The following is a 23,884-nucleotide window of genomic DNA, read 5'->3' on the forward strand; positions in this document are numbered from 1 at the left end:
GCGGGCGATGGGCGTGTCGAATCCCCGCCTGGGCCTGGTGGCCGGCGAGGCCTCTGGAGATTTGCTGGCCAGCCTCTTGCTGAAGGGGCTGCGCGAGCGCTGGCCGGATGCCCAGGCCGCGGGCATCGGCGGCCCGAAGATGGTGGAGCAGGGGTTCGAAGCCTGGTGGCCCAGCTCCAAGCTGTCGGTGTTCGGCTATGTCGATGCCTTGCGTCACTACCGTGAGCTGGTCGGGATCCGCAGTGCACTGCGAGACCGGTTGATCGCTGAGCGCCCCGATCTGTTCATCGGTGTTGATGCACCAGATTTCAATTTCGGCCTAGAGACGCCGCTGCGACAGGCCGGTATTCGCACAGTGCATTTCGTGTGCCCTTCGATCTGGGCGTGGCGAGGCGAGAGGGTCAAGAAGCTGGCCGCGGCGGCAGACCATGTGCTGTGCCTCTTTCCCTTTGAGCCGGCGTTGCTCGAGCAGCATGGCATCCGAGCCACCTTTGTTGGCCACCCGCTGGCCGATGGCATACCGCTCCAGCCGCCTCGTGCCGCGGCCCGCCAGGCGCTGAAACTCTCTGACAGCGACACGGTCGTGGCGCTGCTGCCGGGAAGCCGCCGCAGCGAGATCCGCTACATCGCACCAGTGCTGTTGAAGGCGGCCGCCTTGCTGGCCCGGCAGCGCTCGGGTATCCGGTTTGTCTTGCCGATCGTTCCCGGCCTGCGCGACATGGTCTGGCCGCTGGTCAATGAGTTGGCAGGCTCCGCCGAAGTAGAGCTGCTTGACGGCCGGTCGCATGACGCGCTGGCCGCCTGCGATGTGACGCTGATCGCCAGCGGCACGGCCACCCTCGAAGCCGCGCTGTTCAAGCGGCCCATGGTGATCGTCTACCGCATGCATTGGCTCAACTGGCAGTACATGCGCCGCCGGGCTTATCAGCGTTGGGTGGGGCTGCCCAACATCCTGAGCCGCAAATTCATCGTTCCCGAGTTTCTGCAGGATGCGGCGACACCCGATGCCCTGTCGCGCGAGGCGTTGGCCTGGCTCGACGATGCTCCACGCCGCGACATGCTCAACGAACGTCTGATGGAACTTCACCTGACGCTGCGCCAGGACACGGCGCGCAAGGCTGGCGATGCGATCGCGCAAATACTCGAAGCCTGAGCAGATTGCCCTGTCGTTCGACGTGCCGGGCCTTGTCGCGGGTGTCGACGAGGCGGGCCGAGGGCCGCTGGCCGGCCCGGTGGTGGCAGCGGCGGTCATCCTGGATGACTTGCAGCCCATCTCTGGCCTGAAAGACTCCAAGGTGCTCACCGAGAAGCGTCGAGAGGCGCTGTTCGACGAGATCCGTGCGAAAGCCTTGTGCTGCAGCATCGCGGAGGCGAGCGTCGACGAGATCGACTCGCTCAACATCCTGCATGCCACGATGTTGGCCATGCGTCGTGCGGTAGAGGGCCTGCGCCTGTTGCCCGCCAAGGTGCTGGTGGATGGCAATCGACTGCCGCCACTGAGGGTGCCGGCGGAGGCCATCGTCAAAGGGGATGCCCGAGTGAGGGCCATTTCTGCCGCTTCCATCCTCGCGAAGGTGCATCGTGATCGCCTTTGCCACGCGCTGGACGAGGCCCATCCGCAATACGGGTTCGCTACGCACAAGGGGTACCCAACCCCCGAGCACTTGGCGGCGCTGCGTGCGCATGGCGCTTGCGTCGTCCACCGCCGCAGTTTCGCGCCGGTGCGCGAGGCATTGGGCCAGGTGTCTGCGGAGATGAGTGCGTGAACGAACCTCTGCTGATCACCGCGCGAGATAACCCGCTGCTGCAGCGCATTCGCAAGATCGCGACGGACGCGGGCGGCTACCGCAAGGCCGGGCAAGTCTGGTTGGAGGGCGACCACCTGATCGGGGCCGCGCTGAACCGAGACCTCGTTCTCGATGAGCTGCTGTTCAGCGAAAGCGCCTGGAACGAGCGGGCCGATTGGCGAGCCTGGGTGTCACGGGCGCGTCGGGTGGTCTGCGTGCCAGATGCGTTGTTCAAGACCTTGAGCGGCCTGGAATCGCCGGCCCGCGTCGGGGCCCTGTGGGCCGTCCCGGCGGCCCCCGCGATCGACACCGCTGCGGCCAGCGTCGTGCTGGACCGGCTCCAGGATGCAGGAAACGTAGGCAGCATCCTGCGAAGCGCGGCGGCGTTTGGAGTACGACAGGTGCTGGCGGTCAAGGGCACCGCGGCGCTGTGGTCGCCGAAAGTGCTTCGGGCCGGCATGGGCGCGCATTTCGGACTGCATCTGATCGAGGGTTTGTCGCCCGACGATTTGAGCGTTCTCGACGTGCCGTTGCTGGCCACCAGCTCGCACGGCGGGCTTCTGTTGGGCGAGGCCACGTTGCCCATCCCTTGCGCCTGGGTGCTGGGCCATGAGGGGCAGGGCGTGGACGCCGCCTTGATGGGGCGCTGCGCTCACACCGTGCGCATCCCCCAGCCCGGCGGGGAGGAGTCGCTCAACGTGGCCGCCGCCGCGGCCGTCTGCTTCTTCGCGGCAACTGTCGGGCCGAAGCGTCAGTAAATCAGTCGGTCTGGGCGGATGTCCCGCAGGATGGTCGTGGCGATCTCCTCGATCGATTTGTGCGTCGAGCTCAGCCACGAGATGCCGCTGCGCTTCATCATTTGTTCGGCCTCGCGAACCTCGTAGCGGCAGTTCTCGATCGCTGCGTACTTGCTGCCCGGCCTCCGCTCATGGCGGATATGCGAAAGCCGCTCAGGATCGATCGTGAGGCCAAAACACTTGCGCTTGTGCGGTGCCAGCGAACTGGGCAGGTGCCCACGCTCGAAATCTTCTGGAATGAGCGGATAGTTCGCGGCCTTGATGCCATGCTGCATCGCCAGGTACAGCGAGGTGGGCGTCTTGCCGCTGCGGCTGACGCCGACGAGGATGACGTCCGCCTGTTCCAGGTTCTTGGCTGATTGACCGTCATCGTGAGCCAGCGAGAAGTTGATCGCTTCGATGCGGTCGTTGTATTCCTCGCTCTTGGCCGCGTCGGAAAAACGCCCGACGCGGTGGTTGGACTTGATGCCGAACTCCTTTTCGAGCGGCTCGATGAACGAGGCGAACATGTCCATCACCAGGCCCTTGCAGCGCTCGGCGGTGAGCACCTTGCGTACCGACTCGTTGGCCAGGGTGATGAAGACAATCGGCCGAAGCCCCTCGGCCTCCAGCGTCGCGTTGATTTCGGAGACCACCTTGTCCGCCTTGTCCTCGGAATCGATGAACGGACGACGCACATGGCGGGGTTTGGCCGAAAACTGGGCCAGGATGGAGTTGCCGAAGGTTTCGGCGGTGATGCCGGTGCCGTCGGAGACGAAGAAGACGGTTCGATTGGGCATGTCAGTTGCCACTGGCGGCTCCGAGATATGGCGCACCTTCCGGATGGACGGCAGAACGGGCAAGCAGGCAGCTTGTCTCGTTTTGCGCGCGGCCGTTTAAGCCAAGGTTCAGCGATGTCGGGCATCGCGTACGTAGAATCATGCCCCAATTGACGTGCTCCTTGGACGGGTCGCCCGCTCGGCCCGACTCACACACTTGCCTCGGATGAGCCCCTGCAGCATCAAAACTCGAATGACACGCGCTGCAGCGTGGGCCCCCGGTGTGTGCACAGGGGTGGCATGGCGCCAGGTTTTTTGTCATCAAGGAGCTTCCCCATGTCATCCAGCACCCTGGCGACCGCCCTGGTCGCCCCGTTTGAACACCTGAGAATGACCGACGTCGAGGCGGTGGGCGGTAAAAACGCCAGCCTCGGCGAAATGATCAGCCAGTTGGCTGCTTCGGGCGTGCGCGTGCCTGGGGGCTTTGCCACCACGGCCCACGCCTTTCGTGAGTTCCTGAAGCACGGCGGCTTGACCGAGCGGATCAACGCCCGACTGGCCACGCTGGATACCGACGATGTCCGTGCGCTCGCCGACGCGGGTGCCGAGATCCGCCGCTGGGTGACGGAGGCGCCGTTCCCTCCTGCGCTGGAAGCGGCTGTGCGCGCCGAATACGAGCGCGTGACCGCAGGTTCGCCGGATGCCACCTGGGCGGTGCGCTCCTCGGCCACCGCCGAAGACCTGCCTGACGCCTCGTTCGCCGGCCAGCAGGAGACCTTTCTGAACGTGCACGGCATCGATGACGTCCTTCACAAGATGAAGGAGGTCTTCGCATCGCTCTACAACGACCGGGCGATCAGCTACCGCGTCCACAAGGGTTTTGCCCACTCGGATGTGGCGCTCTCCGCCGGCGTGCAGCGCATGGTTCGGTCGGATGTCGGATCCGCGGGCGTCATGTTCACCATCGACACCGAGTCCGGCTTCAAGGACGTGGTGTTCATCACCTCCAGCTACGGCCTGGGCGAGACCGTGGTGCAAGGCGCGGTGAACCCCGACGAGTTCTACGTCCACAAGCCGGCTCTGGAGAATGGCAAGTTCCCGGTGATCCGCCGAGCGCTGGGCTCCAAGTTGATTCGCATGGAGTTCGCGACGCCCGAGGAAAAGGCGGCCAGCGGCAAGTTGGTCAAGACCGTCGATACCCCGCCTGAGCAGCGAAACCGCTACTCGCTGACAGACAACGACACCATTGAGCTGGCGAAGTACGCGCTGATCATCGAGAAGCACTACGGCCGCCCGATGGACATCGAGTGGGGCAAGGACGGGGTCGACGGCAAGCTCTACATCCTCCAGGCGCGGCCCGAGACAGTGCGCAGCCAGGCAGAAGGGCAGGTCGAGCACCGGTACAAGCTCAAAGGCCATTCCACCGTGCTGGCCGAGGGGCGTGCCATTGGCCAGAAGATCGGGACTGGGCCGGTTCGCCTTGTCAGCTCCATCGCCGAGATGGATCGTGTGCAGCCGGGCGACGTCCTGGTCACGGACATGACCGATCCCAACTGGGAGCCGGTGATGAAGCGCGCCAGCGCGATCGTCACCAACCGCGGTGGCCGCACCTGCCACGCCGCGATCATTGCCCGCGAGCTTGGCATTCCTGCCGTGGTGGGTTGTGGCGACGCCACCGACACCCTGCATGACGGCGCGCTGGTCACCGTGGCCTGCTCGGAGGGCGACACCGGCTTCGTCTACGACGGCCTGTTGGAGACCGAGGTCACCGAGGTGACCCGAGGCGAGCTGCCGTATTGCCCGATCAAGATCATGATGAACGTGGGCAACCCCCAGCTGGCGTTCAACTTCGCGCAGGTGCCCAATTCCGGCGTCGGCCTGGCGCGCCTCGAGTTCATCATCAACAACAACATCGGCGTCCACCCGAAGGCGATCCTCGACTACCCCAACGTCGATCCGGACCTGAAAAAGGCGGTCGAGTCGGTCGCCCGCGGCCACGCCTCGCCCCGTGCCTTCTATGTGGACAAGCTGGCCGAGGGTGTGGCCACGATCGCGGCGGCCTTCTGGCCCAAGCCGGTCATCGTGCGGCTGTCGGACTTCAAGTCGAACGAGTACAAGAAGCTGATCGGCGGTTCGCGCTACGAGCCGGATGAAGAGAATCCGATGCTGGGCTTCCGAGGTGCCTCGCGCTACATCAGCGGCGAGTTCACCGATGCCTTTGGCATGGAGTGCGAGGCGCTCAAGCGCGTGCGCAACGACATGGGCCTGACGAATGTCGAGATCATGGTTCCGTTCGTTCGCACGGTGCGCCAAGCCGAACGCGTGTCTGCCTTGCTGGCGGACCGCGGCTTGAAACGGGGTCAACATGGCCTGCGCCTGATCATGATGTGCGAGGTGCCCAGCAACGCCATCCTGGCCGAGCAGTTCCTGCAGCATTTCGACGGCATGTCGATCGGCTCGAACGATCTGACTCAGCTCACGCTGGGCCTGGACCGCGACTCCGGTCTGGAGCAGTTGGCCGAAGACTTCGACGAGCGCGATCCTGCCGTCAAGGCCATGATTTCCCGCGCCATCGCGGCCTGCCGGGCGACTGGCAAATATGTCGGCATCTGTGGCCAGGGCCCCAGCGATCACCCCGACTTCGCTGAGTGGCTCGCCCAGGAGGGCATCGTCTCGATTTCGCTGAATCCGGATTCGGTGATCGAGACCTGGACCCGCTTGGCCGCCAGGCGCTGAGCCTGCCGACCCGCTGAGCTCGCTGACCCCGCTCGAGCGGGGCGGGCGGGCATCGGGCCGCCCTCTGTGCTATGATCGAGGGCTTTTCCGCCTTGCCGCACCGGCTGTTGACGCGCCGGGCGGCTTCCCATCAAGGAACCCACAAGGAGAGTTCATGCGTCACTATGAGATCGTTCTGCTGATCCATCCGGATCAAAGCGAACAGGTTCCGGCCATGCTGGAGCGTTACAAGAACCTCGTCACCAACGGTGGCGGCAAGGTTCATCGCGTGGAAGACTGGGGCCGCCGCCAGCTGGCATACATGATCCAGAAGCTCGCGAAGGCGCACTACCTGTGCCTGAACATCGAGTGCTCGAAGGACGTGCTGACCGAGCTGGAAACCGGTTTCCGCTTCAACGACGCCGTCTTGCGCCACCTGACCGTCAAGGTCGAGAAGGCCGAGACCACCCCGTCGGTGATGATGAAGTCGGTCGAGAAGGAAGAGGCCCGCAAGGCCGCCCAGGAAACCGCCGCCTGAAGCACAGTGGCTCGTCGCGACACCCGGAGGTGATGCCATGAACCGAATGGTTCTGGCCGCCGAAGTGGTGGAACGAGGCGCTCTGCGTTACACCCCGGCCGGCCTTCCCGCCCTGGACCTGCAATTGAAGCACCAGTCCACGGTCACTGAAGACGGCCAGCCTCGCCAAGTTGCCATGCAGCTCAAGGCGGTGGCGATCGGGGCGATCACGCGGCCTGTTGCCGCGCTGGCACTGGGAGTTCCGGCTCAATTTGCCGGGTTTCTCGCCGCCTCGCGCAATGGCAAAGGTCTCGTGTTCCATGTGACCGAGCTGGACGCCTGAAGCCACGCACCTGTTTGAACACCGGATAGACAATTTTCAGAGGTCATCATGCCCCCGCCAAAGTCTCGTTTTTCCAAGGATCGCCGTCCCAAGCGCAACCAGCAATCGCTGCTGTTCCGCCGCAAGAAGTTCTGCCGCTTCACCGTGACCGGTGTCGAGTCGATCGACTACAAGGACGTCGACCTGCTGCGCGATTTCATCGGTGAAAACGGCAAGATCACGCCGGCTCGCCTGACGGGCACGCGCGCCTTCTTCCAGCGTCAGCTCACCACCGCCATCAAGCGCTCGCGCTTCCTGGCGATGCTGCCGTACAGCGATCAACACAAGGTCTGAGGGAGCCCACACCATGCAAATCATCCTTCTGGACAAGGTGGCCAACCTCGGCAACCTGGGTGACGTCGTCAAGGTCAAGGACGGTTTCGCCCGCAACTACCTGATCCCGACCAAGCGCGCCCGTCGCGCCACGGAAGCCGCGATCAAGGAATTCGAAGCCCGTCGTGCCGAGCTCGAAAAGGCTGCTGCCGACAAGCTGTCGGCGGCCCAAGCCCTGGGCGAGAAGCTGAACGGCCATACCGTCACCATCAGCCAGAAGGCTGGCGTGGACGGCCGTCTGTTTGGCTCGGTCACCAACCACGACATCGCCGAAGCCCTGAACAAGGGTGGATTCCAGATCGCCAAGTCGCAGGTTCGCCTGCCCAATGGCCCGTTGAAGGCTGTGGGTGAGTTCCCGGTCAGCGTGGCGGCCCACACCGATGTGGTGGTGGAAATCACCGTCAAGGTCGTTGGCGAAACCGAGTAACCACTCGATCGCTTCCTGATCCGAAAGGGCCGGTTTTCGAACCGGCCCTTTGCATTTGGGGCCTCGCGGTTGTGCACTGCGATTCCCCGTGAAGTCCACAGCCTTGTCCACAGGCGCCCGGCTTGCCGGCGCCTATGATCGACCGATGCCCACGATCTTCGACGCCCACGATCCACGCTCCGAACCCCGTGACGAAGAAGTCGCCAAGCTGCGAGTGCCGCCGCACTCCATCGAGGCCGAACAGAGCGTTCTGGGTGGCCTGTTGCTCGACAACGGCGCCTGGGATCGGGCGGCCGACGTGCTCAACGAGACCGACTTCTACCGCTATGAGCACCGCCTGATATTTGGTGCGATCGGGGCGCTGATCAGCGGCAGCAAGCCGGCCGATGTCATCACGGTGTTCGAGCAGCTGCAGTCGCTGGGCAAGGCTGAGGAGTGCGGTGGGCTCGCGTACCTGAACGCGTTGGCGCAGGCCGTGCCCAGCGCCGCCAACCTGCGTCGCTATTCCGAGATCGTTCGCGAACGCGCGATCCTGCGCAAATTGATTGCGGCGAGCGACGAGATTGCCACCGCCGCGTTCAACCCCCAGGGACGTCAGGTCTCGCAGATCCTCGACGAGGCCGAAGGCAAGATCTTCAAGATCGGTGAGGAAGGACAGCGCACCAAGCAAGGCTTCCAGAGCATGGACCAGCTGGTGATGCAGCTGATCGACCGCATCACCGAGCTCTCGGAGAACGGCGCGGAGGACGTGACCGGGGTGCGCACCGGCTTCTACGACATGGACCGGATGACCGCGGGCCTGCAGGGCGGCGACCTGATCATCCTGGCCGCGCGGCCATCCATGGGCAAGACGGCGTTCGCGCTGAACATTGCCGAGAACGTCGCCGTCCACGAGGGCCTGCCCGTGGTGGTCTTCTCGATGGAAATGGGCGCGGCGCAGCTCGCATTGCGGATGGTCGGCTCGCTTGGCCGCATCGACCAATCCGGGCTGCGCACCGGCCGCCTGCGCGATGACGATTGGGGCCGTCTCACCGAAGCGGTCGACAAGCTGTCGAAGGCGGCGATCTTCATCGACGAAACCCCAGCGCTGAACCCGGCCGAGCTCCGCGCGCGGGCGCGGCGCCAGGCCCGCCAGTGCGGAAAGCTGGGCCTCATCGTCATCGATTACCTGCAGCTGATGAGCGGTACGGCCAGCTCCAGCGGGGAAAACCGCGCCACCGAGATCAGTGAGATCTCCCGGGGCCTCAAGGCGCTGGCCAAGGAGCTGAACTGCCCGGTGATCGCGCTGTCGCAGTTGAATCGTTCGGTCGAGACGCGGCCCGACAAGCGGCCGATGATGAGCGACTTGCGCGAATCGGGCGCCATCGAACAGGATGCGGACGTCATCATGTTCATCTACCGCGACGAGTACTACAACAAGCCCGACGGCCCGAACCCCACCAAGGAGCCTGGCGTGGCCGAGATCATCATCGGCAAACAGCGTAACGGCCCGGTCGGCACCGTGAAGCTCGCGTTCCTGAAGCAGAACACCAAGTTCGACAACCTGGCGCCGGACGCGTACAGCCAGGAATACTGATCGACGCTCATTGATGTTCAGCGGGCGCCGCGCTGAGCGGCTACCGCCCGCACGGCGTCGCCCGGCGAGTGCGCGCCTCCGGGCCCGGACGTTCGCATGGCCCAGCAGCTTGGCGCCAAGCTGAATACTGTATATATTTACAGTATGACGCCGCACACCCAGCGCCCGCTTGCCGACGACGCCCTTCAGCCCTTGGTCGACGAGGCGATGGCGCTGCCCGCGATGGTGGTCGATGCAAAGTCGATCAAGGGGCGCGGCACGGCCTGGGCGATCCAGCACCGATTCAGCCGTGAGCAGCATGCCGCCTTCGACGACGGCTGGGGCACGCTCGACCAGCGGGCCGCTCGCGAAGTGGTTCCCGTGCACACCGAGATCATCGAGCAGCAGGTCAAGACCATCCTCACGGGCAACGACTCTCCGGACATCAGCTTCGACCTGTCGATCAACCCCTACCGCGGTTGCGAGCACGGCTGCATCTACTGCTTCGCGCGTCCGACCCACAGCTACTTCAACTTGTCTCCCGGGCTGGATTTCGAAACCAAGATCTTCGCCAAGGTGAATGCGGCGCAGCGCCTGCGCGAGGCGCTCGAAAGCCCGAGCTACGAGCCTCTGCTGCTCAACATCGGCTCCGCGACCGACGCGTACCAGCCGGCCGAGCGGCAGCTTCGCATCACCCGGTCGGTGATCGAGGTGCTGAGCGAGTTCAAGCACCCGTTTTCGGTGATCACCAAATCATCCGGCATTGAGCGTGACATCGATTTGATCGCACCGATGGCCGCCGACAACATGGCAGCGGCCTATGTGTCGCTGACCACGCTCGACGGCGATTTGGCGCGCATCCTGGAGCCTCGGGCGGCCATGCCGCAGCGTCGCCTCAAGACGATCGAGCGCCTTGCGCGCGCGGGCATCCCCGTGGGGGTGAGCGCGTCGCCGATGATTCCGTTCATCAACGAGCCTGAGCTCGAGCGCATCCTCGAAGCAGCCGCCCAAGCCGGAGCCACCCGCGCCTTCAGCATCGTGGTCCGCTTGCCGTGGGAGGTGAACCCGCTGTTCCAGCAGTGGCTGGAGGCGCACTTTCCCGATCGGGCCAGGCGGGTGATGGCCCGCATCCGAGACATGCGTGGCGGCAAAGATTACGACGCGCAGTTCGGCCGCCGCATGACCGGAGAGGGGGTGTGGGCCGAGCTGGTCCGACAGCGTTTTCACAAGGCAGCCAGTCGGCTGGGCCTGCTGAACGAGCGCACGCCGATGGATCTGTCGCGCTTTGTCCGGCGCCCCCGGTTGAGAGCCAAACGCGGCGGGCAACCGGAGCTCTGGATGCCGTTGCAGCAAAGCCTGTTTTGACGCCGCCTGTTCTACTGACGCCAATGGGATGCCACACGCGCGCGGCGCCGGCTCAGGCAGCGCGTGGTGGGTCAAGGCCCTTGGCGTTGTGGCGTACGGCTGTCTCGGTGGTGCGGCATGTGGTGTCGCGCAGCGAGGTGCGAGAGGGACGACGTCCCAGCAGGCTTCCCCTTGGCCTGCCCGGAGCTGGCCCGAAGTAGAGCAGGTCGGGCCATCGTCCGCCTGATCGGCGGTCGATCGAGCCACCCATCAGGCGGCGGGGGTCGCCTCCGGCGCGCCGGCCAGTGCGGCCTCGTTGGCCAGGTTGTCATCCCCTTGGCCCTGCGCAGGCGATTGAGATGATGACGCTTCGCCCGGCGCGCCAGTGGCCTGAGGCGCCGCAGCGGTGTTCGTGGCCCCAGCGGCTTGCGCCTGGGCGGCGGCCATGGTGGCCTGCGCCGGCGACGACGCGCTCGGTGCCACCGCGCCTGCTGAGCGCAGAACGAGTCCACCCGACTGTCGGCCGGCGGCGCTGCCCGGGTTGGGCATGGTCGATGAGGCCAGTTTGTCGAAGATGCCGTCGGCCTGAGATTGCAGCTCGGCAGCATCGGGGATCTTCTCCGCGTGCCGCTGCAGCACCATGCGGGCCATGTCGATCAGCTTGGTGTTCAACGTGCGGGCGCCGTGGGCCAGCAGCGATTGGACAGCAGCACGAGGCTCGCCGTTCAGGCTGTGGTTCATCGACGATTCGGCCAGCGACGTGATCTTGGCGTGGGACACGCGCACCAGCTCGGAGTAGGGCGGGTAGATGCCGCAGGCCTTGGCCAGCAACTCCGACAAACTCTTCGAAATGCAGAATCGCAGCGCGATCGATTCGATCCAGACGTCGGCCTCGTCCAGCCGCAGCTCGGCTGCCGCCAGCTCCGACAGCAGCGTCACCATGTTCAGCGCGGCCTCGATGTCGAAGCCAGGGTGGCGGATCTCCCTTGCCAGTGATCGCATCTCTTCGAGCACGCGGGCCAGTTGCCGCCCGTGCATGAGGCACAGCGTTTCGATCACCGCGGCAAAGCGACGCAGACGTGAGCTTTGAGTGTTCTTCTCCAGCACGTGGCGCACGTTGTCGGCGCACCGCTGCAAGCCCTTGCCATCTTTGTCGCGAAAGCGGGCAAAGGCCAGCAGCACCATCGACTGCAGGTCGAACATCTTCGACGTGATGCCGATGCTGGCCGCCCGCTCGAGCGCGCGGCGAGCCTCGGCCTGTTCGCCGCAGTAGAACGCCAGCATGCCTTGCCGCTGCAGCCGCTCGATTGAGCTGGGCGTCAGCTGCGTGGCCATGCGGTAGGTTTCCAGCGCTTCGTTCAGCGAGCCTTGCTCTACATGCACGCGCCCCATCACGTCGTAGGCGTCGGCGTGGCTGGGATCGGCGGAAATCAGAACCTCAAGGGTACGGCGCGCCTGTTGCAGGCGGCCGCTCTCCAGCTGCGAACGGGCAATACCCAGGCGCGCCCAGGGCAGCGCCTGCGCATCGATCACGGCCTGGTAAAGCTTCTGGGCGGCGTCGTGCTGGCCCAACCGAAGCAGCAGCTCAGCGCCAATGCGAGCGGCGTAGAGCCAGTAAGGGGCCTTGGCCTGGAATCGGACGAGGCACAGGCGTGCCGCCTGGTCGTAGTCGCCCGATTCGATGGCCATGAAAATGTCGCGCAACACCCGCTTGCGCTTGCGGGCCTGCAGCAGGCGATCGGCCAGCGAAGCCGCCGCGAAGGGCTTGAGCAGGTAGCTGTCCAGCGCCGATTCGGCGGCTTCGGCCACCGCGGTGTAGCTGGCTTCGCCCGTCACCATGACAAACACGGTCGAGAAGGGCAGCAGCTGGGCGCGGCGCAGGTCGTCGAGCAGCGATTGGCCCGAATCCTTGCCGTCCTGGAAGTGCTGCTCGCACAGCACGAGGTCGTATTCGCGCGCTTCGAGTTGTTTGCGGGCGTCGGCGATGCGGTTGCATTGCACGACGGTGCCGACGCCCAGGTCGCGCAGCTGGGCGGCGAGGATGCTTCGGGAAGTGGGGTGCCCGTCGATGATCAGCGCCTTGCAGCTGCTGAAGTCACGATCCGCGGCGGCGACGCTGTTGCTGCCGGCACTCACCGCCCGTCTCCTCGACGAGCCGTGACGGCGTCAACGGTGATGATGGACTGGCGGTGGGACATGTGGCCGAGATGCCGATCGTGAATGTGCCCCTGGCGGCTGCCGACGGGCTTCACAGGGCATATCGGCCACTCTGGCCGTTACTTGAACAGGTCTTTGACCCGGTCGGTCCAGCTCTTGGCGTTCGGAGAGTGCCTTTCTCCGCCTTTTTTCAAGGATTCGTCCAGTTCTTTGAGCAGTTTGCGCTGGTGCTCGGTCAGTTTGACCGGCGTTTCAACCGTCACATGGCAATACAGGTCGCCCGGATAGCTTGACCGAATCCCCTTGATGCCCTTGCCACGCAGCCGGAAGGTCTTGCCGTGTTGCGTGCCTTCGGGCAGCTCGATTTCGACCTTGCTGGACAGCGTCGGCACTTCGATCGAACCGCCGAGCGCAGCCGTCACCAAGCCAACCGGCACCGTGCAGTGCAGGTCGTCCCCGTCGCGCTCGAAGATGTCGTGCTGCTTGATCCGGATCTCGATGTACAGGTCGCCCGGGGGCCCGCCATTCGTGCCCGGCTCGCCATTGCCGGCCGAGCGGATGCGCATGCCTTCGTTGATGCCGGCCGGGATCTTGACCTCGAGCGTCTTCTGCTTCTTGATCTTGCCGGCGCCTTCGCAGGTGGGGCAGGGCTCGGGAATGATCTTGCCGGTGCCGTGGCAGTGCGGGCAGGTCTGCTGGATCGAGAAGAAGCCCTGGCGCATGTGGACCGTACCGGCCCCATTGCAGGTGGTGCAGGTCTTCGCCTTCGTGCCGGGCTTGGCGCCGCTGCCGTGACAGGTTTCACAGTTTTCCCAGGTGGGGATGCGGATTTGGCTGTCCTTGCCGTTGGCGGCCTCTTCGAGGGTGATCTCCATCGCATACGAGAGATCGTTGCCGCGGTAGACCTTCTGGCCACCGCCGCCGCCTCGCCGGCCGCCACCGCCGCCCTGGGCGCCAAAGATGTCGCCGAAGATATCGCCGAAGGCCTCGGCAAAACCGCCAAAGCCTTCCGGCCCGGGGCCGCCGCCGCGGAAACCGCCCGCATTCGGGTCGACGCCGGCATGGCCGTACTGGTCATAGGCCGCACGCTTCTGTGCGTCCGAGAGCATCTCGTAGGCCTCTTTGGCCTCCTTGAACTTCTCTTCGGCCGCCTTGGCTCCGTCACCCTGGTTGCGGTCAGGGTGGAACTTCATGGCCAGTTTGCGGTAGGCCTTCTTGATGTCGTCCTCGCTGGCGTTCTTCGCCACGCCCAGGACTTCGTAGTAGTCACGCTTTGCCATGAATCAGCTCGACAGTGCTCAAACGCAATCCGCCGCGTTGAGCGTCAGACCCGGGGGGCTGGCGTCCGAACGCGGCGAGATAAGGCATCGGGCAGGTGCCCGACGGCTCAAGGGGGCGCGGGGTCGACCGCGCCGTCCTCGGCCCCCTGGCGGCCGGGTGGGATTCAACCCGGCCGAGGGGGCGCCGATCACTTCTTGACTTCCTTGAACTCGGCGTCGACCACGTTGTCGTCGTCGGCTGGCTTGGCCTGAGCCTGCGGTTGCTCGGCCCCGGCTGCCGCACCCGCCGCCGCCTGCGCCGCCTGCTGCTCGGCATACAGCTTTTCGCCGAGCTTCTGGCTCGCGGTCATCAGCGCCTCGGTCTTGGCGTCGATCGTCGCCTTGTCGTCGCTCTTGAGCGATTCCTCGGCGTCTTTCAGCGCGGCTTCGATCTTTTCCTTCTCGCCGGCGTCGAGCTTGTCGCCATGCTCGCCCAGGCTCTTGCGCACCGAGTGGATCATCGCGTCAGCCTGGTTGCGGGCCTGCACCAGTTCCAGCTTCTTCGCGTCTTCAGCCGCGTTCAGCTCGGCGTCCTTCACCATCTTTTCGATCTCGTCTTCGGACAGGCCGGAGTTCGCCTTGATGGTGATCTTGTTTTCCTTGCCGGTGCCCTTGTCCTTGGCGCTCACGTGCAGGATGCCGTTGGCGTCGATGTCGAAGGTGACCTCGATCTGGGGCAGGCCGCGCGGCGCCGGCGGGATGCCTTCGAGGTTGAACTCACCCAGGCTCTTGTTGCCGGACGCCATCTCGCGCTCGCCCTGGTAGACCTTGATGGTCACCGCCGGCTGGTTGTCGTCGGCGGTCGAGAACGTCTGCGCGAACTTGGTCGGGATCGTCGTGTTCTTCTTGATCATCTTGGTCATCACGCCGCCGAGCGTCTCGATACCGAGCGACAGCGGGGTGACGTCCAGCAGCAGCACGTCCTTGCGCTCGCCGCCCAGGACCTGGCCCTGGATGGCTGCACCGACGGCCACGGCTTCGTCCGGGTTGACGTCCTTGCGCGGCTCCTTGCCGAAGAACTCCTTGACCTTGTCCTGCACCTTGGGCATGCGGCTCATGCCGCCGACCAGGATGACGTCGTCGATCTCGCTGAGCTTGACGCCGGCGTCCTTGATCGCGATGCGGCAGGGCTCGATCGTGCGCTCGATCAGCTCATCGACCAGGCTTTCCAGCTTGGCGCGGGTGAGCTTGATGTTCAGGTGCTTCGGCCCGGTGGCGTCCGCGGTGATGTAGGGCAGGTTGACGTCGGTCTGGGTGCTGTTGGACAGCTCGATCTTGGCCTTTTCGGCGGCTTCCTTCAGGCGCTGCAAGGCCAGCACGTCCTTCGTCAGATCGACGCCCTGTTCCTTTTTGAACTCGGTGACGATGTAGTCGATGATGCGCTGGTCGAAGTCTTCACCACCCAGGAAGGTGTCGCCGTTGGTCGACAGCACTTCGAACTGCTTCTCTCCGTCGACATCCGCGATCTCGATGATCGAGATGTCGAAGGTGCCGCCACCCAGGTCGAACACCGCGATCTTGCGGTCGCCCTTGCCGTGCTTGTCCAGGCCAAAAGCCAGGGCGGCCGCGGTCGGCTCGTTGATGATGCGCTTGACTTCCAGGCCGGCGATGCGGCCGGCGTCCTTGGTGGCTTGGCGCTGGCTGTCGTTGAAGTAGGCCGGCACGGTGATCACCGCTTCGGTGACTTCTTCACCGAGGTAGTCCTCGGCCGTCTTCTTCATCTTGCGCAGCACTTCGGCGCTGACCTGCGGAGGCGCCAGCTTCTTGCCGCGCTCTTCCACCCAGGCGTCGCCGTTGTCGGCGGCCACGATCTTGTAGGGCATCAGGTTGATGTCCTTTTGCACTTCCTTCTCGGTGAACTTGCGGCCGATCAGGCGCTTGATCGCGTAGAAGGTGTGCTGCGGGTTGGTCACGGCCTGACGCTTGGCCGAGGCGCCGACGAGGATCTCGCCGTCCTCCTGGTAGGCGATGATCGACGGCGTGGTGCGCGCACCTTCCGAGTTCTCGATCACGCGGGTCGTGTTGCCTTCCATGACGGCCACGCACGAGTTTGTGGTGCCCAGGTCAATGCCAATGATCTTTCCCATGATTTGTTGCTCCTGTGGAGTGAAGTCGCTTGTTTTGGATTTGTGGATAACTGGGCGGTCTTCAAGGGCCTGAACCTGTGAAAAACCGCGCCTGGAGGCTTACTTCGGGGCCGCCACCGTGACGAGAGCGGGGCGCAGCACGCGGTCGGCGATGAGGTAGCCCTTTTGAAGCACCGCCACCACCGTGTTGGCGTCCTGGTCGGCGGGCACCATGCTGATGGCCTGGTGCTGGTGCGGGTCGAACTTGGTGCCGGCGGGCGGGTTGATCTGCAGCACCTTGTTGCGCTCGAGCGCCGCGCTGAGCTGGCGCAAGGTGGCGTGCACGCCTTCCAGCACCTTTTCCAGCGGGGCGTCGGGCATGGCCACGGCGGCTTCCAGGCTGTCGCGCACGGGCAGCAGGCTGTCGGCAAACGACTCCACCGCGAATTTGCGCGCCTTGCTGATCTCTTCTTCCGAGCGGCGACGCACGTTTTCCGTCTCGGCCTTGGCACGCAGCAGGCCGTCATGGGCCTCCGCCAGCTGGGCTTTCAGTTGCGCCAGTTGCTCTTCGACAGACGGGGTGGCTGCAGCGGCGTCGGTGGCGGCGGCTTCGGGGGTGTTGTCGACCGGAGGGGTCGGGGATTCGAGGTTGTCAGGGCTGCTCATGTCGAAAGTTCGTCAGAGGTCAGTTTTTGGGTTCCGCGGGCATCTGGGGCCGCTTTCCGGGGATTCAAGAGGGCTTTTGGGGCCTCTTCGCGCAAAAAATGCCCGGCTGTGGTGGGCCGGGCAGGTTGACAAGGCGCTGGATGCGGCCTCGTGCCTCGATCACTCGTCGACCGACGCGCTCCAGCGGTTCCAGTCGGCCAACTGGCGACGGTCGCGCTTGGTGGGCCGGCCGTGCTCGATGGCTTGGGCAGGCTCCACACCCTGGCGCCGGGCCTCGCGCGCCGCCTCGCGGGCCGCCAGACTGTCGGCCGTCTCGGCGTAGAGCTGCTGCGCAATCGTGGCGGGGCCTCGGATCTCGCTGAGGCCCAGCACCTGGATCGTGCGCGCCGGCAGGCCCGTCTCGCGAAGCGTGAGTTCGTCGCCCACTCGCACGTCACGCGAGGGCTTGGCCGCCTGGCCGTTGACATCCACACGGTTCTTGCCGATCGCCTCGACGGCCAGCGCGCGGGTCTTGTAGAAGCGGGCTGCCCAGAGCCATTTGTCCAGGCGGACCGGCGCTTCGCTGAGCTTGGGTTCCTTCACCCCTCGATTTTGTCTCAACGCGGCGACGCCAGCGGCAATCTCACCGTCGCGTCCAGGCCTTCGACGACGCCGTGCGACACGCGGTTCTCCAGCTCGATCTGTCCATCCAGCGTGCCCACGATTTCGTGGCAGATGGCCAGACCCAGCCCCGAGCCGCTGCGGCCACTGCCGGACGCAAAAGGCTGGAACAGGCGCTGACGTTGCTCGGGCTGGATGCCGGGCCCGCTGTCGGACACGGTCAGCGCCGCGTGATGGCGATCGGTGACCAGGCGGATCGCGAGCTTTCCGCCCTCGGGCCCGTGTTTGATGGCGTTGTGGATCAGGTTGCGAGACAGTTCTCGCAGCGCCCACTCGTGAGCCCGGACGGGCGCCGGTTGGGTTTCGATGTCGAAGTCGAGTTGCCTCTCGACGATGAGCGCCGAGGTATCGAGCGCCACGTTGCGCACGATCTCTGCCCAGTCGAGCGGCCGGGCGTCGGCCTGCTGGCGAATCTGCTCCACCTTCGCCAGGGCGAGCATCTGGTTGGCCAGGGTGGTGGCACGGTCGACGGTGTCGCCGATCTCTCGCAAGGCCTGCATCGGGTCCACGTCGCCGCGCTGGGCGGATTGCACTTGCGTCTTCAGCACGGCCAGCGGGGTGCGCAGTTGATGCGAGGCGTCGCGCACGAAGCGTTTCTGGTGATCGAGCAGGTGGCTCAGGCGCCCCATGAGGTGGTTGGTGGCGGCCACCAGGGGCTCCAGCTCGCGGGGTACGCCATCGCTCGGCAAGGGGGCCAGATCGCCCTCGGCGCGTGACCGCAGCCGGACGCTGAGTTGGCGCACGGGCCGGGTCGCCCGCTGAACGACGAACACCACCACCCCGGCGATCAGCACCAGCAGCGCGGCCTGCCGCCACAGCGTGTCCACCAGCAGGCTTCGGGCCAGCGTTTCACGCAGCTCGAGCGTTTCGGCCACCTGCACCGTGGCCATGCCTTGACCGGTGGCCCAGGTCACCGGCTGCAGCAGCACAGCCACCCGCACCGGTACACCCTGGTAGTGGTCGTCGTAGAAGTCCACCAGCGCGGCGTAGGGGCCCTTCTGCGGCAGTTGCCCGTGCCATGGCCGAAGCGCCTGGAAGCCCGACACCGTCTCGCCGTCGAAGCCGGTGACGCGGTAGTACAGGCGGCTGCGGTTGTCCGCCTCGAAGGGCTCGAGCGCCGAGTAGAGCAGGGTCGACTTCAGATGCGGCTTTTCCCCATCGACGTTGACCTCCAGTAAGTCGCCGATCGACTTGGCGGTGGCCAGCAGGGTGCGGTCGTAGGCGATATCCGCTGCGCGCAGCGCCTGCCGGTACAGCACCACCGTGTTGACCACCGTGAAGGCCAGCACCGGGGTCAGGATGCCCATCATCAAGCGGTCGCGCAGCGAGCGCCGCCCCCACCACGCCCTCATGCGGGCGGCGCCTTCAGCAAGTAGCCCAGCCCTCGCAGCGTCACCAGTTGCACGCCGGTGGGCGTGAGGCGTTTGCGCAGCCGGTAGGCCACCACCTCGATCGCTTCGAGCTGCACCTCGGGTTGGCCCGGGAACACCGCCTCGAACAGCCGCTCTTTCGCCTGGGCGTGACCGGGCCGTTGCAGCAGCGCGCGCAACAGCGTTGCTTCGCGTGGCGCGAGTTCGAGCGCCTCGCCGCGAAAGAAGATGAGGCCACTGTCGGTGTCGCAGCGCAGACCCGCGAATTCGGGCGTGGCCAGGCTGGCCGCGCTGGCCGGGGTGCCGCTGGCTTGTGCCTGGCGGCGCACCAACGCGCGGATGCGGGCCTCCAGCTCGTCCAGGTCAAAAGGCTTGGGGAGGTAGTCGTCGGCGCCGGTGTTCAGGCCGATGATGCGGTCTCCGATCGTGCCGCGCGCCGTCAGCACGATGACCGGTGTGGTGAGGCCCTCCGACCGGCCTCTTTCCAGTACCTTCAGACCATCCAGGCCGGGCAGGCTCAGGTCCAGCAGCACGACATCGGGCAGCGCGGCCTGCCAGCGCTCGAGGGCGCGGGCGCCGTCGCCGCAGGTCACCACCCGCATGCCCCGCCGCTCCAAGGTGCGCTGCAGCGTAGCCTGCAGCGTGGGGTCGTCTTCGATGAGCAGAACTTTCACCGCAGCGACCTTAGCACTGTGCCCGCCGCGTTGACCTGGGGGTGACCGCTGTGGCGTCTGCCGCAACGACCGGGGTTTCCCCTAGCCGAATCGACAGCCGGTTGACAGCCCCGACAGCGAGCATGTCAACGTTCCCACCCAACTCAAGGAGACTCTGATGCGCCGAGACACCTTCCTGAAGTCGCTGGCCGCGTTGGCTGCCAGCACCGGCCTGCCGCTGGAAGCCCTGGCCGCCGGATCCAACCTGAAGATGATGATCCCCGCCAACCCCGGAGGCGGTTGGGACACCACCGGTCGTGCGCTGGGCAAGGCGCTGCAGGAAGCGGGCGCGGCGGCTACGGTGGCCTATGAGAACAAGGGCGGCGCCGCCGGGGCTCTGGGCCTGGCGCAGTTCGTCAACGCCAGCAAGGGCGACCCCAACGCCGTGATGGTGATGGGCGCCGTGATGCTGGGCGGAATCATCACGGGCAAGCCGCCGGTGAGCTTGTCGCAGGCCACCCCGATCGCCCGCCTGACCAGCGAATACAACGTCTTCGTGCTGCCGGCCGATTCGCCGTACAAGACGATGAAGGACGTGGTCGAGCAAATGAAAAAAGACCCCGGCAGCATCAAGTGGGGCGGTGGCTCGCGCGGCTCGACCGAGCATGTGGCGGCTGCCATGATCGCCCGCGAGGTGGGCGTGGATGCTGCCAAGATCAACTACGTGCCGTTCCGCGGGGGCGGTGAGGCGGTGGCGGCCATCCTGGGCGGCAATGTCTCCATCGGCGGCAGCGGCTACTCTGAATTCCAGACGTACATCGAGTCCGGCAAGATGCGCGCGATCGGCGTCACCTCGGATGCGCGCCTGAAGGGCATCAACGTGCCCACGCTCAAAGAGCAGGGCATCAATGTGGTGATCGGCAACTGGCGCGGCGTGTACGGCGCAGGCGGTATCACGCCGGATCAGCGCAAGGCGCTGACCGAGATGATCGTGAAGGCCACGAAGAGCAAGTCGTGGGCCGAATCGCTCGAGAAGAACGGCTGGACCTCGGCGTTGATGGCCGGGCCGGAGTTCGAGAAGTTCGTGGACGACGAATTCGCGAGCCTGCGGGCCGTGATGGTCAAGGCCGGGATGATCTGAGTGAACGCGGCGCAGCTTGGAGTCGGCGCCGGCGTTCTGGTCGCCGGTGTCGTGTTCGTGGCGGGGGCGTTCCAGCTCTCGTCCGATGCCGGCTACGCCGGTGTCGGCCCGAACTTTCTTCCGTTGGTGGTGGGGGCCATGCTCTGCGTTTGCAGTGTGTGGCTGCTCTGGGAAGGCGCCACCGGCGGGTTTCGCAACATGGAAGAGCCCCCCGGCTCGGAGCGGGGCGACTGGCGCGGTTTTGCCTGGGTCAGCGCCGGCATCCTCGCCAACGCGGCGCTGATCACCACCATCGGCTTCATCCTCAGCTGTACGCTGTGCTTCGTCCTGGCGGTGCAAGGCTTCAAGGTCGCTGAAGGCAGTAAGCGCTTCAGCGCGCCCTCGCTCGCGCTCGACGCGGCCGTGGGCTTCGCCATCTCGGCGCCCGTGTTCTGGATGTTCACGCAGCTGCTCTCCATCGGCCTACCGGGCCTCACCTCGACCGGGTGGCTCTGATGGATATCCTGAACCAACTGCTGCACGGCTTTGCCAGTGCCGGCACCCCCGTCAACCTGATGTGGGCGCTGCTGGGTTGCATCATCGGTACCGCCGTCGGCGTGCTGCCCGGCATCGGGCCCGCCACCGCGGTGGCGATGCTGCTGCCGATCACGCTGAAGGTCGAGCCGACGGCGTCGATGATCTTCTTTGCCGGCATCTACTACGGTGCCATGTACGGCGGCTCCACGACCTCCATCCTGCTGAACACCCCGGGCGAATCCGGCTCGATGGTGACGGCGATGGAGGGCAACAAGATGGCCAAGAGCGGGCGTGCCGGTGCGGCGCTGGCCACCGCGGCCATCGGCTCGTTCGTCGCCGGCACGATCGCGACGGTCTTCGTGACCTTCTTCTCTCCGATCGTCGCCAACTATGCCGTCAAGCTTGGCCCGCCTGAGTACTTCATGCTGATGCTGCTGGCGTTCACCACCGTGTCGGCGGTGCTGGGGCAGAGCACGCTGCGGGGGTTGACGGCACTGGCCATCGGTTTGGCGCTGGGCCTCGTGGGGCTGGACCAGATTTCCGGCGTGGCCCGCTTCACCGGCGGCGTGCCCGAGCTGATGGACGGCCTGGAAGTGGTGCTCATCGCGGTGGGCCTGTTCGCTGTCGGCGAGGCGCTCTACAACGTGTTGTACGAGGGCAAGACCGTCGAGACGCAGAACAAGATGAGCCGCGTGCACATGAGCCGGCAGGAGTGGAAGCGCTCCTGGCCCGCCTGGCTGCGCGCCACGTTCATCGGCATGCCGTTCGGCACCATTCCGGCGGGTGGCAGCGAGATCCCGACCTTCCTGAGCTACGCGACCGAGAAAAAGCTGTCCAAGCATCCCGAAGAGTTCGGCACCACCGGGGCGATCGAGGGTGTGGCCGGCCCGGAGGCGGCGAACAACGCGGCGATCACCGCGACGCTGATGCCCTTGCTCACGCTTGGCATCCCCACGTCGAACACCACGGCGATTCTGCTCGGGGCGTTCCAGAACTACGGCATCCAACCCGGGCCGCAGTTGTTCGACACGAATGCCGGCCTGGTCTGGGCGCTCATCGCCTCTTTGTACATCGGCAACGTGATGCTGTTGGTGCTGAACCTGCCGCTGGTGGGCTTCTGGGTCAAGCTGCTGAAGATTCCCAAGGCGCCGCTGTATGCCGGCATCCTGATCTTCGCGACGGTGGGGGTCTATGGCATGCGCCAGTCGGCCTTCGACCTGGTGCTGCTGTATGCGATCGGGCTCTTGGGCGTCGTCATGCGCCGTTTCGATTTCCCGACCGCGCCGGTCGTGGTCGGCATGATCCTCGGCCCGCTGGCTGAAGCGCAGATGCGCAACGCGCTGTCGATCGGCGAAGGCCATTGGACGATCTTCGTGCAGCGGCCCATGTCGTTGGTGCTGCTGATCGTGGTGGTGGCGGTGTTGGTGCTGCCCCGGCTGGTGAAGTGGCTCAAGCCACAGACCGAGCCGGACGCGGTCGTCCGGGTTTGACGCACGCCGGCGCAGCCGGTGTGGAGGGAAAGAAGGGCCGCGTTGAGCGGCCCTTCTACTTGGTGGCGGGGCCCGCGGGTGCTCAGTCGCGCGCGCCGAGCGCCATGGCGCGTTGCCGCGAGGCCTCGAGTTCCCGAGCGCCGGCTGAAGGCGCATCACACCATCCGGACAGATGCCGGCGTGCCAGTTCGGCCAAGGCGGCCATGCCGGCGGGGGCGGCGTTCAGGCAAGGGATGTAGTGGAAGGCCTGGCCGCCGGCGTGGAGGAAGGTTTCCTTTCCTTCCTGGGCGATCTCTTCAAGCGTTTCCAGGCAATCGGCTGCGAAGCCTGGGCAGATCACGTCGACGCGGCGCGTGCCGCCGGCGGCCAGTTCCTTTAACGAGGCGTCGGTGGCCGGGCCCAGCCACTTGGCGCGGCCGAAGCGGCTTTGGAAACTGATCCGCCATTGCTGGGGCGCGAGCCGAAGCTCTTCGGCCAGCAGGCGGGCCGTCTTCTGACAGTGGCAGTGGTAAGGGTCGCCGAGCGTGAGTGTGCGCTCGGGCATGCCGTGGAAGCTCATCAGCAGCATTTCGCCGCGGCCTTCGCGCTCCCAGTGTGCCCGCACGTTGGCCGCCAGGGCAGCGATGTAGGCGACATCGTCGTGGTATTGGTGTACGAAGCGGAACTCGGGGATCCAACGGGTACGGCCGGCCCAGGCGCTCACCGCATCGAACGTGCTGGCGGTTGTCGCCCCCGAATACTGCGGGTACGCCGGCAACACCAGGATGCGCCGCACGCCCTCGGCCTGGAAGGCGTCGAGTGCCGAGGCGATCGACGGGTTGCCGTAGCGCATCGCAGGCCGCACGCTGACGGCGCATCCTCGCTCGCCCAGGTAACCCTGCAGCAGCTTGGCTTGGCGCGCCGTCCACACGGCCAGCGGCGAGCCCTCGGGCATCCACACGCTCGCGTACTTGGCCGCCGAGGCGGCCGGTCGGGTGCGCAGGATGATGCCGTGCAGGATGGGCCACCAGAGGATTCGCGGGATCTCGACCACCCGACGGTCGCTGAGGAACTCTGCGAGGTAGCGCCGCAGTGCCGCCGGCGTGGGCTCGTCGGGCGTGCCCAGGTTGGCCAGCAGCACACCGACTGAGGCTGCTTGGCCGTGGCGATAAGCGAGGGGAGTCGGTGGCGGCATATCCGGTGTCGGTTGGGTACCCGGGAAGCGGGAGGGGCAGGTGCTGCAGCCCGCGGC

22 protein-coding genes are annotated in these 23,884 nt (G+C 65.8%); 13 read left to right on the forward strand and 9 right to left on the reverse strand.

Annotated features, from left to right (window positions below; all coding sequences use genetic code 11):
* Positions 1–7: 7 nt before the first annotated feature.
* From lpxB to AACH06_RS26165, 3 genes are read left to right on the forward strand one after another with little or no spacing between them, the layout of a single operon-like run.
* Positions 8–1,153, forward strand: a complete 1,146-nt coding sequence (gene lpxB, locus AACH06_RS26155; protein ID WP_341428750.1) for a lipid-A-disaccharide synthase — start codon at positions 8–10, stop codon at positions 1,151–1,153.
* Complete coding sequence (rnhB, locus tag AACH06_RS26160) at positions 1,125–1,766, forward strand: ribonuclease HII (RefSeq protein ID WP_341428751.1); 642 nt, start codon at positions 1,125–1,127, stop codon at positions 1,764–1,766. The genes lpxB and rnhB overlap by 29 nt, the downstream gene beginning before the upstream one ends.
* Positions 1,763–2,545 carry a TrmH family RNA methyltransferase gene (locus AACH06_RS26165; RefSeq protein WP_341428752.1) on the forward strand — a complete coding sequence of 261 codons (783 nt, stop codon included), beginning with the start codon at positions 1,763–1,765 and terminating at the stop codon, positions 2,543–2,545. Before rnhB ends, AACH06_RS26165 begins: the two co-directional genes overlap by 4 nt.
* Here AACH06_RS26165 and ppsR read toward each other — a convergent pair.
* On the reverse strand, positions 2,539–3,363 hold the full coding sequence (gene ppsR, locus AACH06_RS26170; RefSeq protein ID WP_341428753.1) for a posphoenolpyruvate synthetase regulatory kinase/phosphorylase PpsR: 825 nt from the start codon (positions 3,361–3,363) through the stop codon (positions 2,539–2,541). The two genes, AACH06_RS26165 and ppsR, sit on opposite strands and share 7 nt — an antisense overlap.
* 315 nt (positions 3,364–3,678) lie before the next feature.
* Between ppsR and ppsA the strand changes: the two genes are divergently transcribed.
* The 7 genes from ppsA to AACH06_RS26205 all read left to right on the forward strand — a co-directional run bounded on the left by ppsA (position 3,679) and on the right by AACH06_RS26205 (position 10,636).
* Entirely contained in the window at positions 3,679–6,078 is a 2,400-nt protein-coding gene (gene ppsA / locus AACH06_RS26175) for a phosphoenolpyruvate synthase (RefSeq protein WP_341428754.1), read from the forward strand.
* Positions 6,079–6,232: 154 nt separating this feature from the next.
* Positions 6,233–6,595, forward strand: coding sequence for a 30S ribosomal protein S6 (gene rpsF, locus AACH06_RS26180; RefSeq protein ID WP_341428755.1), 363 nt, complete (start codon positions 6,233–6,235; stop codon positions 6,593–6,595).
* A 37-nt stretch (positions 6,596–6,632) separates the two neighbouring features.
* The gene (gene priB, locus AACH06_RS26185) at positions 6,633–6,917 is read left to right on the forward strand and encodes a primosomal replication protein N (protein ID WP_341428756.1); all 285 of its coding nucleotides are present in this window, start codon (positions 6,633–6,635) and stop codon (positions 6,915–6,917) included.
* A gap of 48 nt (positions 6,918–6,965) precedes the next feature.
* Complete coding sequence (gene rpsR / locus AACH06_RS26190) at positions 6,966–7,250, forward strand: 30S ribosomal protein S18 (protein ID WP_341428757.1); 285 nt, start codon at positions 6,966–6,968, stop codon at positions 7,248–7,250.
* A gap of 13 nt (positions 7,251–7,263) precedes the next feature.
* A complete protein-coding gene (gene rplI, locus AACH06_RS26195; protein WP_341428758.1) occupies positions 7,264–7,716 on the forward strand; it encodes a 50S ribosomal protein L9 in 453 nt (150 codons plus the stop codon).
* Between the two features lie 145 nt (positions 7,717–7,861).
* Complete coding sequence (dnaB, locus tag AACH06_RS26200) at positions 7,862–9,292, forward strand: replicative DNA helicase (RefSeq protein WP_341428759.1); 1,431 nt, start codon at positions 7,862–7,864, stop codon at positions 9,290–9,292.
* 207 nt (positions 9,293–9,499) lie between these two features.
* Positions 9,500–10,636, forward strand: coding sequence for a PA0069 family radical SAM protein (locus AACH06_RS26205; RefSeq protein WP_423222087.1), 1,137 nt, complete (start codon positions 9,500–9,502; stop codon positions 10,634–10,636).
* Positions 10,637–10,885: 249 nt separating this feature from the next.
* Here the strand turns inward: AACH06_RS26205 and AACH06_RS26210 are convergent, their stop codons facing one another.
* The 7 genes from AACH06_RS26210 to AACH06_RS26240 all read right to left on the reverse strand — a co-directional run bounded on the left by AACH06_RS26210 (position 10,886) and on the right by AACH06_RS26240 (position 19,527).
* On the reverse strand, positions 10,886–12,751 hold the full coding sequence (locus tag AACH06_RS26210; RefSeq protein ID WP_341428760.1) for a response regulator: 1,866 nt from the start codon (positions 12,749–12,751) through the stop codon (positions 10,886–10,888).
* 140 nt (positions 12,752–12,891) lie between these two features.
* The gene (dnaJ, locus tag AACH06_RS26215; RefSeq protein ID WP_341428761.1) at positions 12,892–14,052 is read right to left on the reverse strand and encodes a molecular chaperone DnaJ; all 1,161 of its coding nucleotides are present in this window, start codon (positions 14,050–14,052) and stop codon (positions 12,892–12,894) included.
* A 188-nt stretch (positions 14,053–14,240) separates the two neighbouring features.
* A complete protein-coding gene (dnaK, locus tag AACH06_RS26220; protein WP_341428762.1) occupies positions 14,241–16,178 on the reverse strand; it encodes a molecular chaperone DnaK in 1,938 nt (645 codons plus the stop codon).
* A gap of 99 nt (positions 16,179–16,277) precedes the next feature.
* Entirely contained in the window at positions 16,278–16,823 is a 546-nt protein-coding gene (gene grpE, locus AACH06_RS26225) for a nucleotide exchange factor GrpE (protein WP_341428763.1), read from the reverse strand.
* 159 nt (positions 16,824–16,982) lie between these two features.
* The gene (locus tag AACH06_RS26230) at positions 16,983–17,405 is read right to left on the reverse strand and encodes an RNA-binding S4 domain-containing protein (protein WP_341428764.1); all 423 of its coding nucleotides are present in this window, start codon (positions 17,403–17,405) and stop codon (positions 16,983–16,985) included.
* Positions 17,406–17,419: 14 nt separating this feature from the next.
* On the reverse strand, positions 17,420–18,835 hold the full coding sequence (locus AACH06_RS26235; protein ID WP_341428765.1) for a sensor histidine kinase: 1,416 nt from the start codon (positions 18,833–18,835) through the stop codon (positions 17,420–17,422).
* Positions 18,832–19,527 carry a response regulator transcription factor gene (locus tag AACH06_RS26240; protein WP_341428766.1) on the reverse strand — a complete coding sequence of 232 codons (696 nt, stop codon included), beginning with the start codon at positions 19,525–19,527 and terminating at the stop codon, positions 18,832–18,834. Before AACH06_RS26240 ends, AACH06_RS26235 begins: the two co-directional genes overlap by 4 nt.
* A gap of 157 nt (positions 19,528–19,684) precedes the next feature.
* On the opposite strand from AACH06_RS26240, the gene AACH06_RS26245 reads away from it, so the two are divergent.
* The 3 genes from AACH06_RS26245 to AACH06_RS26255 are packed head-to-tail and all read left to right on the forward strand — an operon-like array spanning position 19,685 to position 22,653.
* Complete coding sequence (locus AACH06_RS26245; protein ID WP_341428767.1) at positions 19,685–20,647, forward strand: Bug family tripartite tricarboxylate transporter substrate binding protein; 963 nt, start codon at positions 19,685–19,687, stop codon at positions 20,645–20,647.
* Positions 20,648–21,142, forward strand: a complete 495-nt coding sequence (locus AACH06_RS26250; protein WP_341428768.1) for a tripartite tricarboxylate transporter TctB family protein — start codon at positions 20,648–20,650, stop codon at positions 21,140–21,142.
* The gene (locus tag AACH06_RS26255) at positions 21,142–22,653 is read left to right on the forward strand and encodes a tripartite tricarboxylate transporter permease (RefSeq protein WP_341428769.1); all 1,512 of its coding nucleotides are present in this window, start codon (positions 21,142–21,144) and stop codon (positions 22,651–22,653) included. The genes AACH06_RS26250 and AACH06_RS26255 overlap by 1 nt, the downstream gene beginning before the upstream one ends.
* 82 nt (positions 22,654–22,735) lie before the next feature.
* Here the strand turns inward: AACH06_RS26255 and hemH are convergent, their stop codons facing one another.
* On the reverse strand, positions 22,736–23,827 hold the full coding sequence (gene hemH, locus AACH06_RS26260) for a ferrochelatase (RefSeq protein ID WP_341428770.1): 1,092 nt from the start codon (positions 23,825–23,827) through the stop codon (positions 22,736–22,738).
* Between the last annotated feature and the right edge of the window lie 57 nt (positions 23,828–23,884).

Source organism: Ideonella lacteola (assembly GCF_038066555.1).
GTDB lineage: Bacteria > Pseudomonadota > Gammaproteobacteria > Burkholderiales > Burkholderiaceae_C > Ideonella > Ideonella lacteola.

Excerpts from the sequence above, each read along its gene's own strand:
- lpxB (WP_341428750.1), top strand. The coding sequence starts at position 8 with ATGGGCGTGTCGAATCCCCGCCTGGGCCTGGTGGCCGGCGAGGCCTCT.
- rnhB (WP_341428751.1), top strand. The coding sequence starts at position 1,125 with ATGCGATCGCGCAAATACTCGAAGCCTGAGCAGATTGCCCTGTCGTTC.
- ppsR (WP_341428753.1), bottom strand. The coding sequence starts at position 3,363 with ATGCCCAATCGAACCGTCTTCTTCGTCTCCGACGGCACCGGCATCACC.
- ppsA (WP_341428754.1), top strand. The coding sequence starts at position 3,679 with ATGTCATCCAGCACCCTGGCGACCGCCCTGGTCGCCCCGTTTGAACAC.
- rpsF (WP_341428755.1), top strand. The coding sequence starts at position 6,233 with ATGCGTCACTATGAGATCGTTCTGCTGATCCATCCGGATCAAAGCGAA.
- priB (WP_341428756.1), top strand. The coding sequence starts at position 6,633 with ATGAACCGAATGGTTCTGGCCGCCGAAGTGGTGGAACGAGGCGCTCTG.
- rpsR (WP_341428757.1), top strand. The coding sequence starts at position 6,966 with ATGCCCCCGCCAAAGTCTCGTTTTTCCAAGGATCGCCGTCCCAAGCGC.
- rplI (WP_341428758.1), top strand. The coding sequence starts at position 7,264 with ATGCAAATCATCCTTCTGGACAAGGTGGCCAACCTCGGCAACCTGGGT.
- dnaB (WP_341428759.1), top strand. The coding sequence starts at position 7,862 with ATGCCCACGATCTTCGACGCCCACGATCCACGCTCCGAACCCCGTGAC.
- AACH06_RS26205 (WP_423222087.1), top strand. The coding sequence starts at position 9,500 with ATGGCGCTGCCCGCGATGGTGGTCGATGCAAAGTCGATCAAGGGGCGC.
- dnaJ (WP_341428761.1), bottom strand. The coding sequence starts at position 14,052 with ATGGCAAAGCGTGACTACTACGAAGTCCTGGGCGTGGCGAAGAACGCC.
- dnaK (WP_341428762.1), bottom strand. The coding sequence starts at position 16,178 with ATGGGAAAGATCATTGGCATTGACCTGGGCACCACAAACTCGTGCGTG.
- grpE (WP_341428763.1), bottom strand. The coding sequence starts at position 16,823 with ATGAGCAGCCCTGACAACCTCGAATCCCCGACCCCTCCGGTCGACAAC.
- AACH06_RS26235 (WP_341428765.1), bottom strand. The coding sequence starts at position 18,835 with ATGAGGGCGTGGTGGGGGCGGCGCTCGCTGCGCGACCGCTTGATGATG.
- AACH06_RS26245 (WP_341428767.1), top strand. The coding sequence starts at position 19,685 with ATGCGCCGAGACACCTTCCTGAAGTCGCTGGCCGCGTTGGCTGCCAGC.
- AACH06_RS26255 (WP_341428769.1), top strand. The coding sequence starts at position 21,142 with ATGGATATCCTGAACCAACTGCTGCACGGCTTTGCCAGTGCCGGCACC.
- hemH (WP_341428770.1), bottom strand. The coding sequence starts at position 23,827 with ATGCCGCCACCGACTCCCCTCGCTTATCGCCACGGCCAAGCAGCCTCA.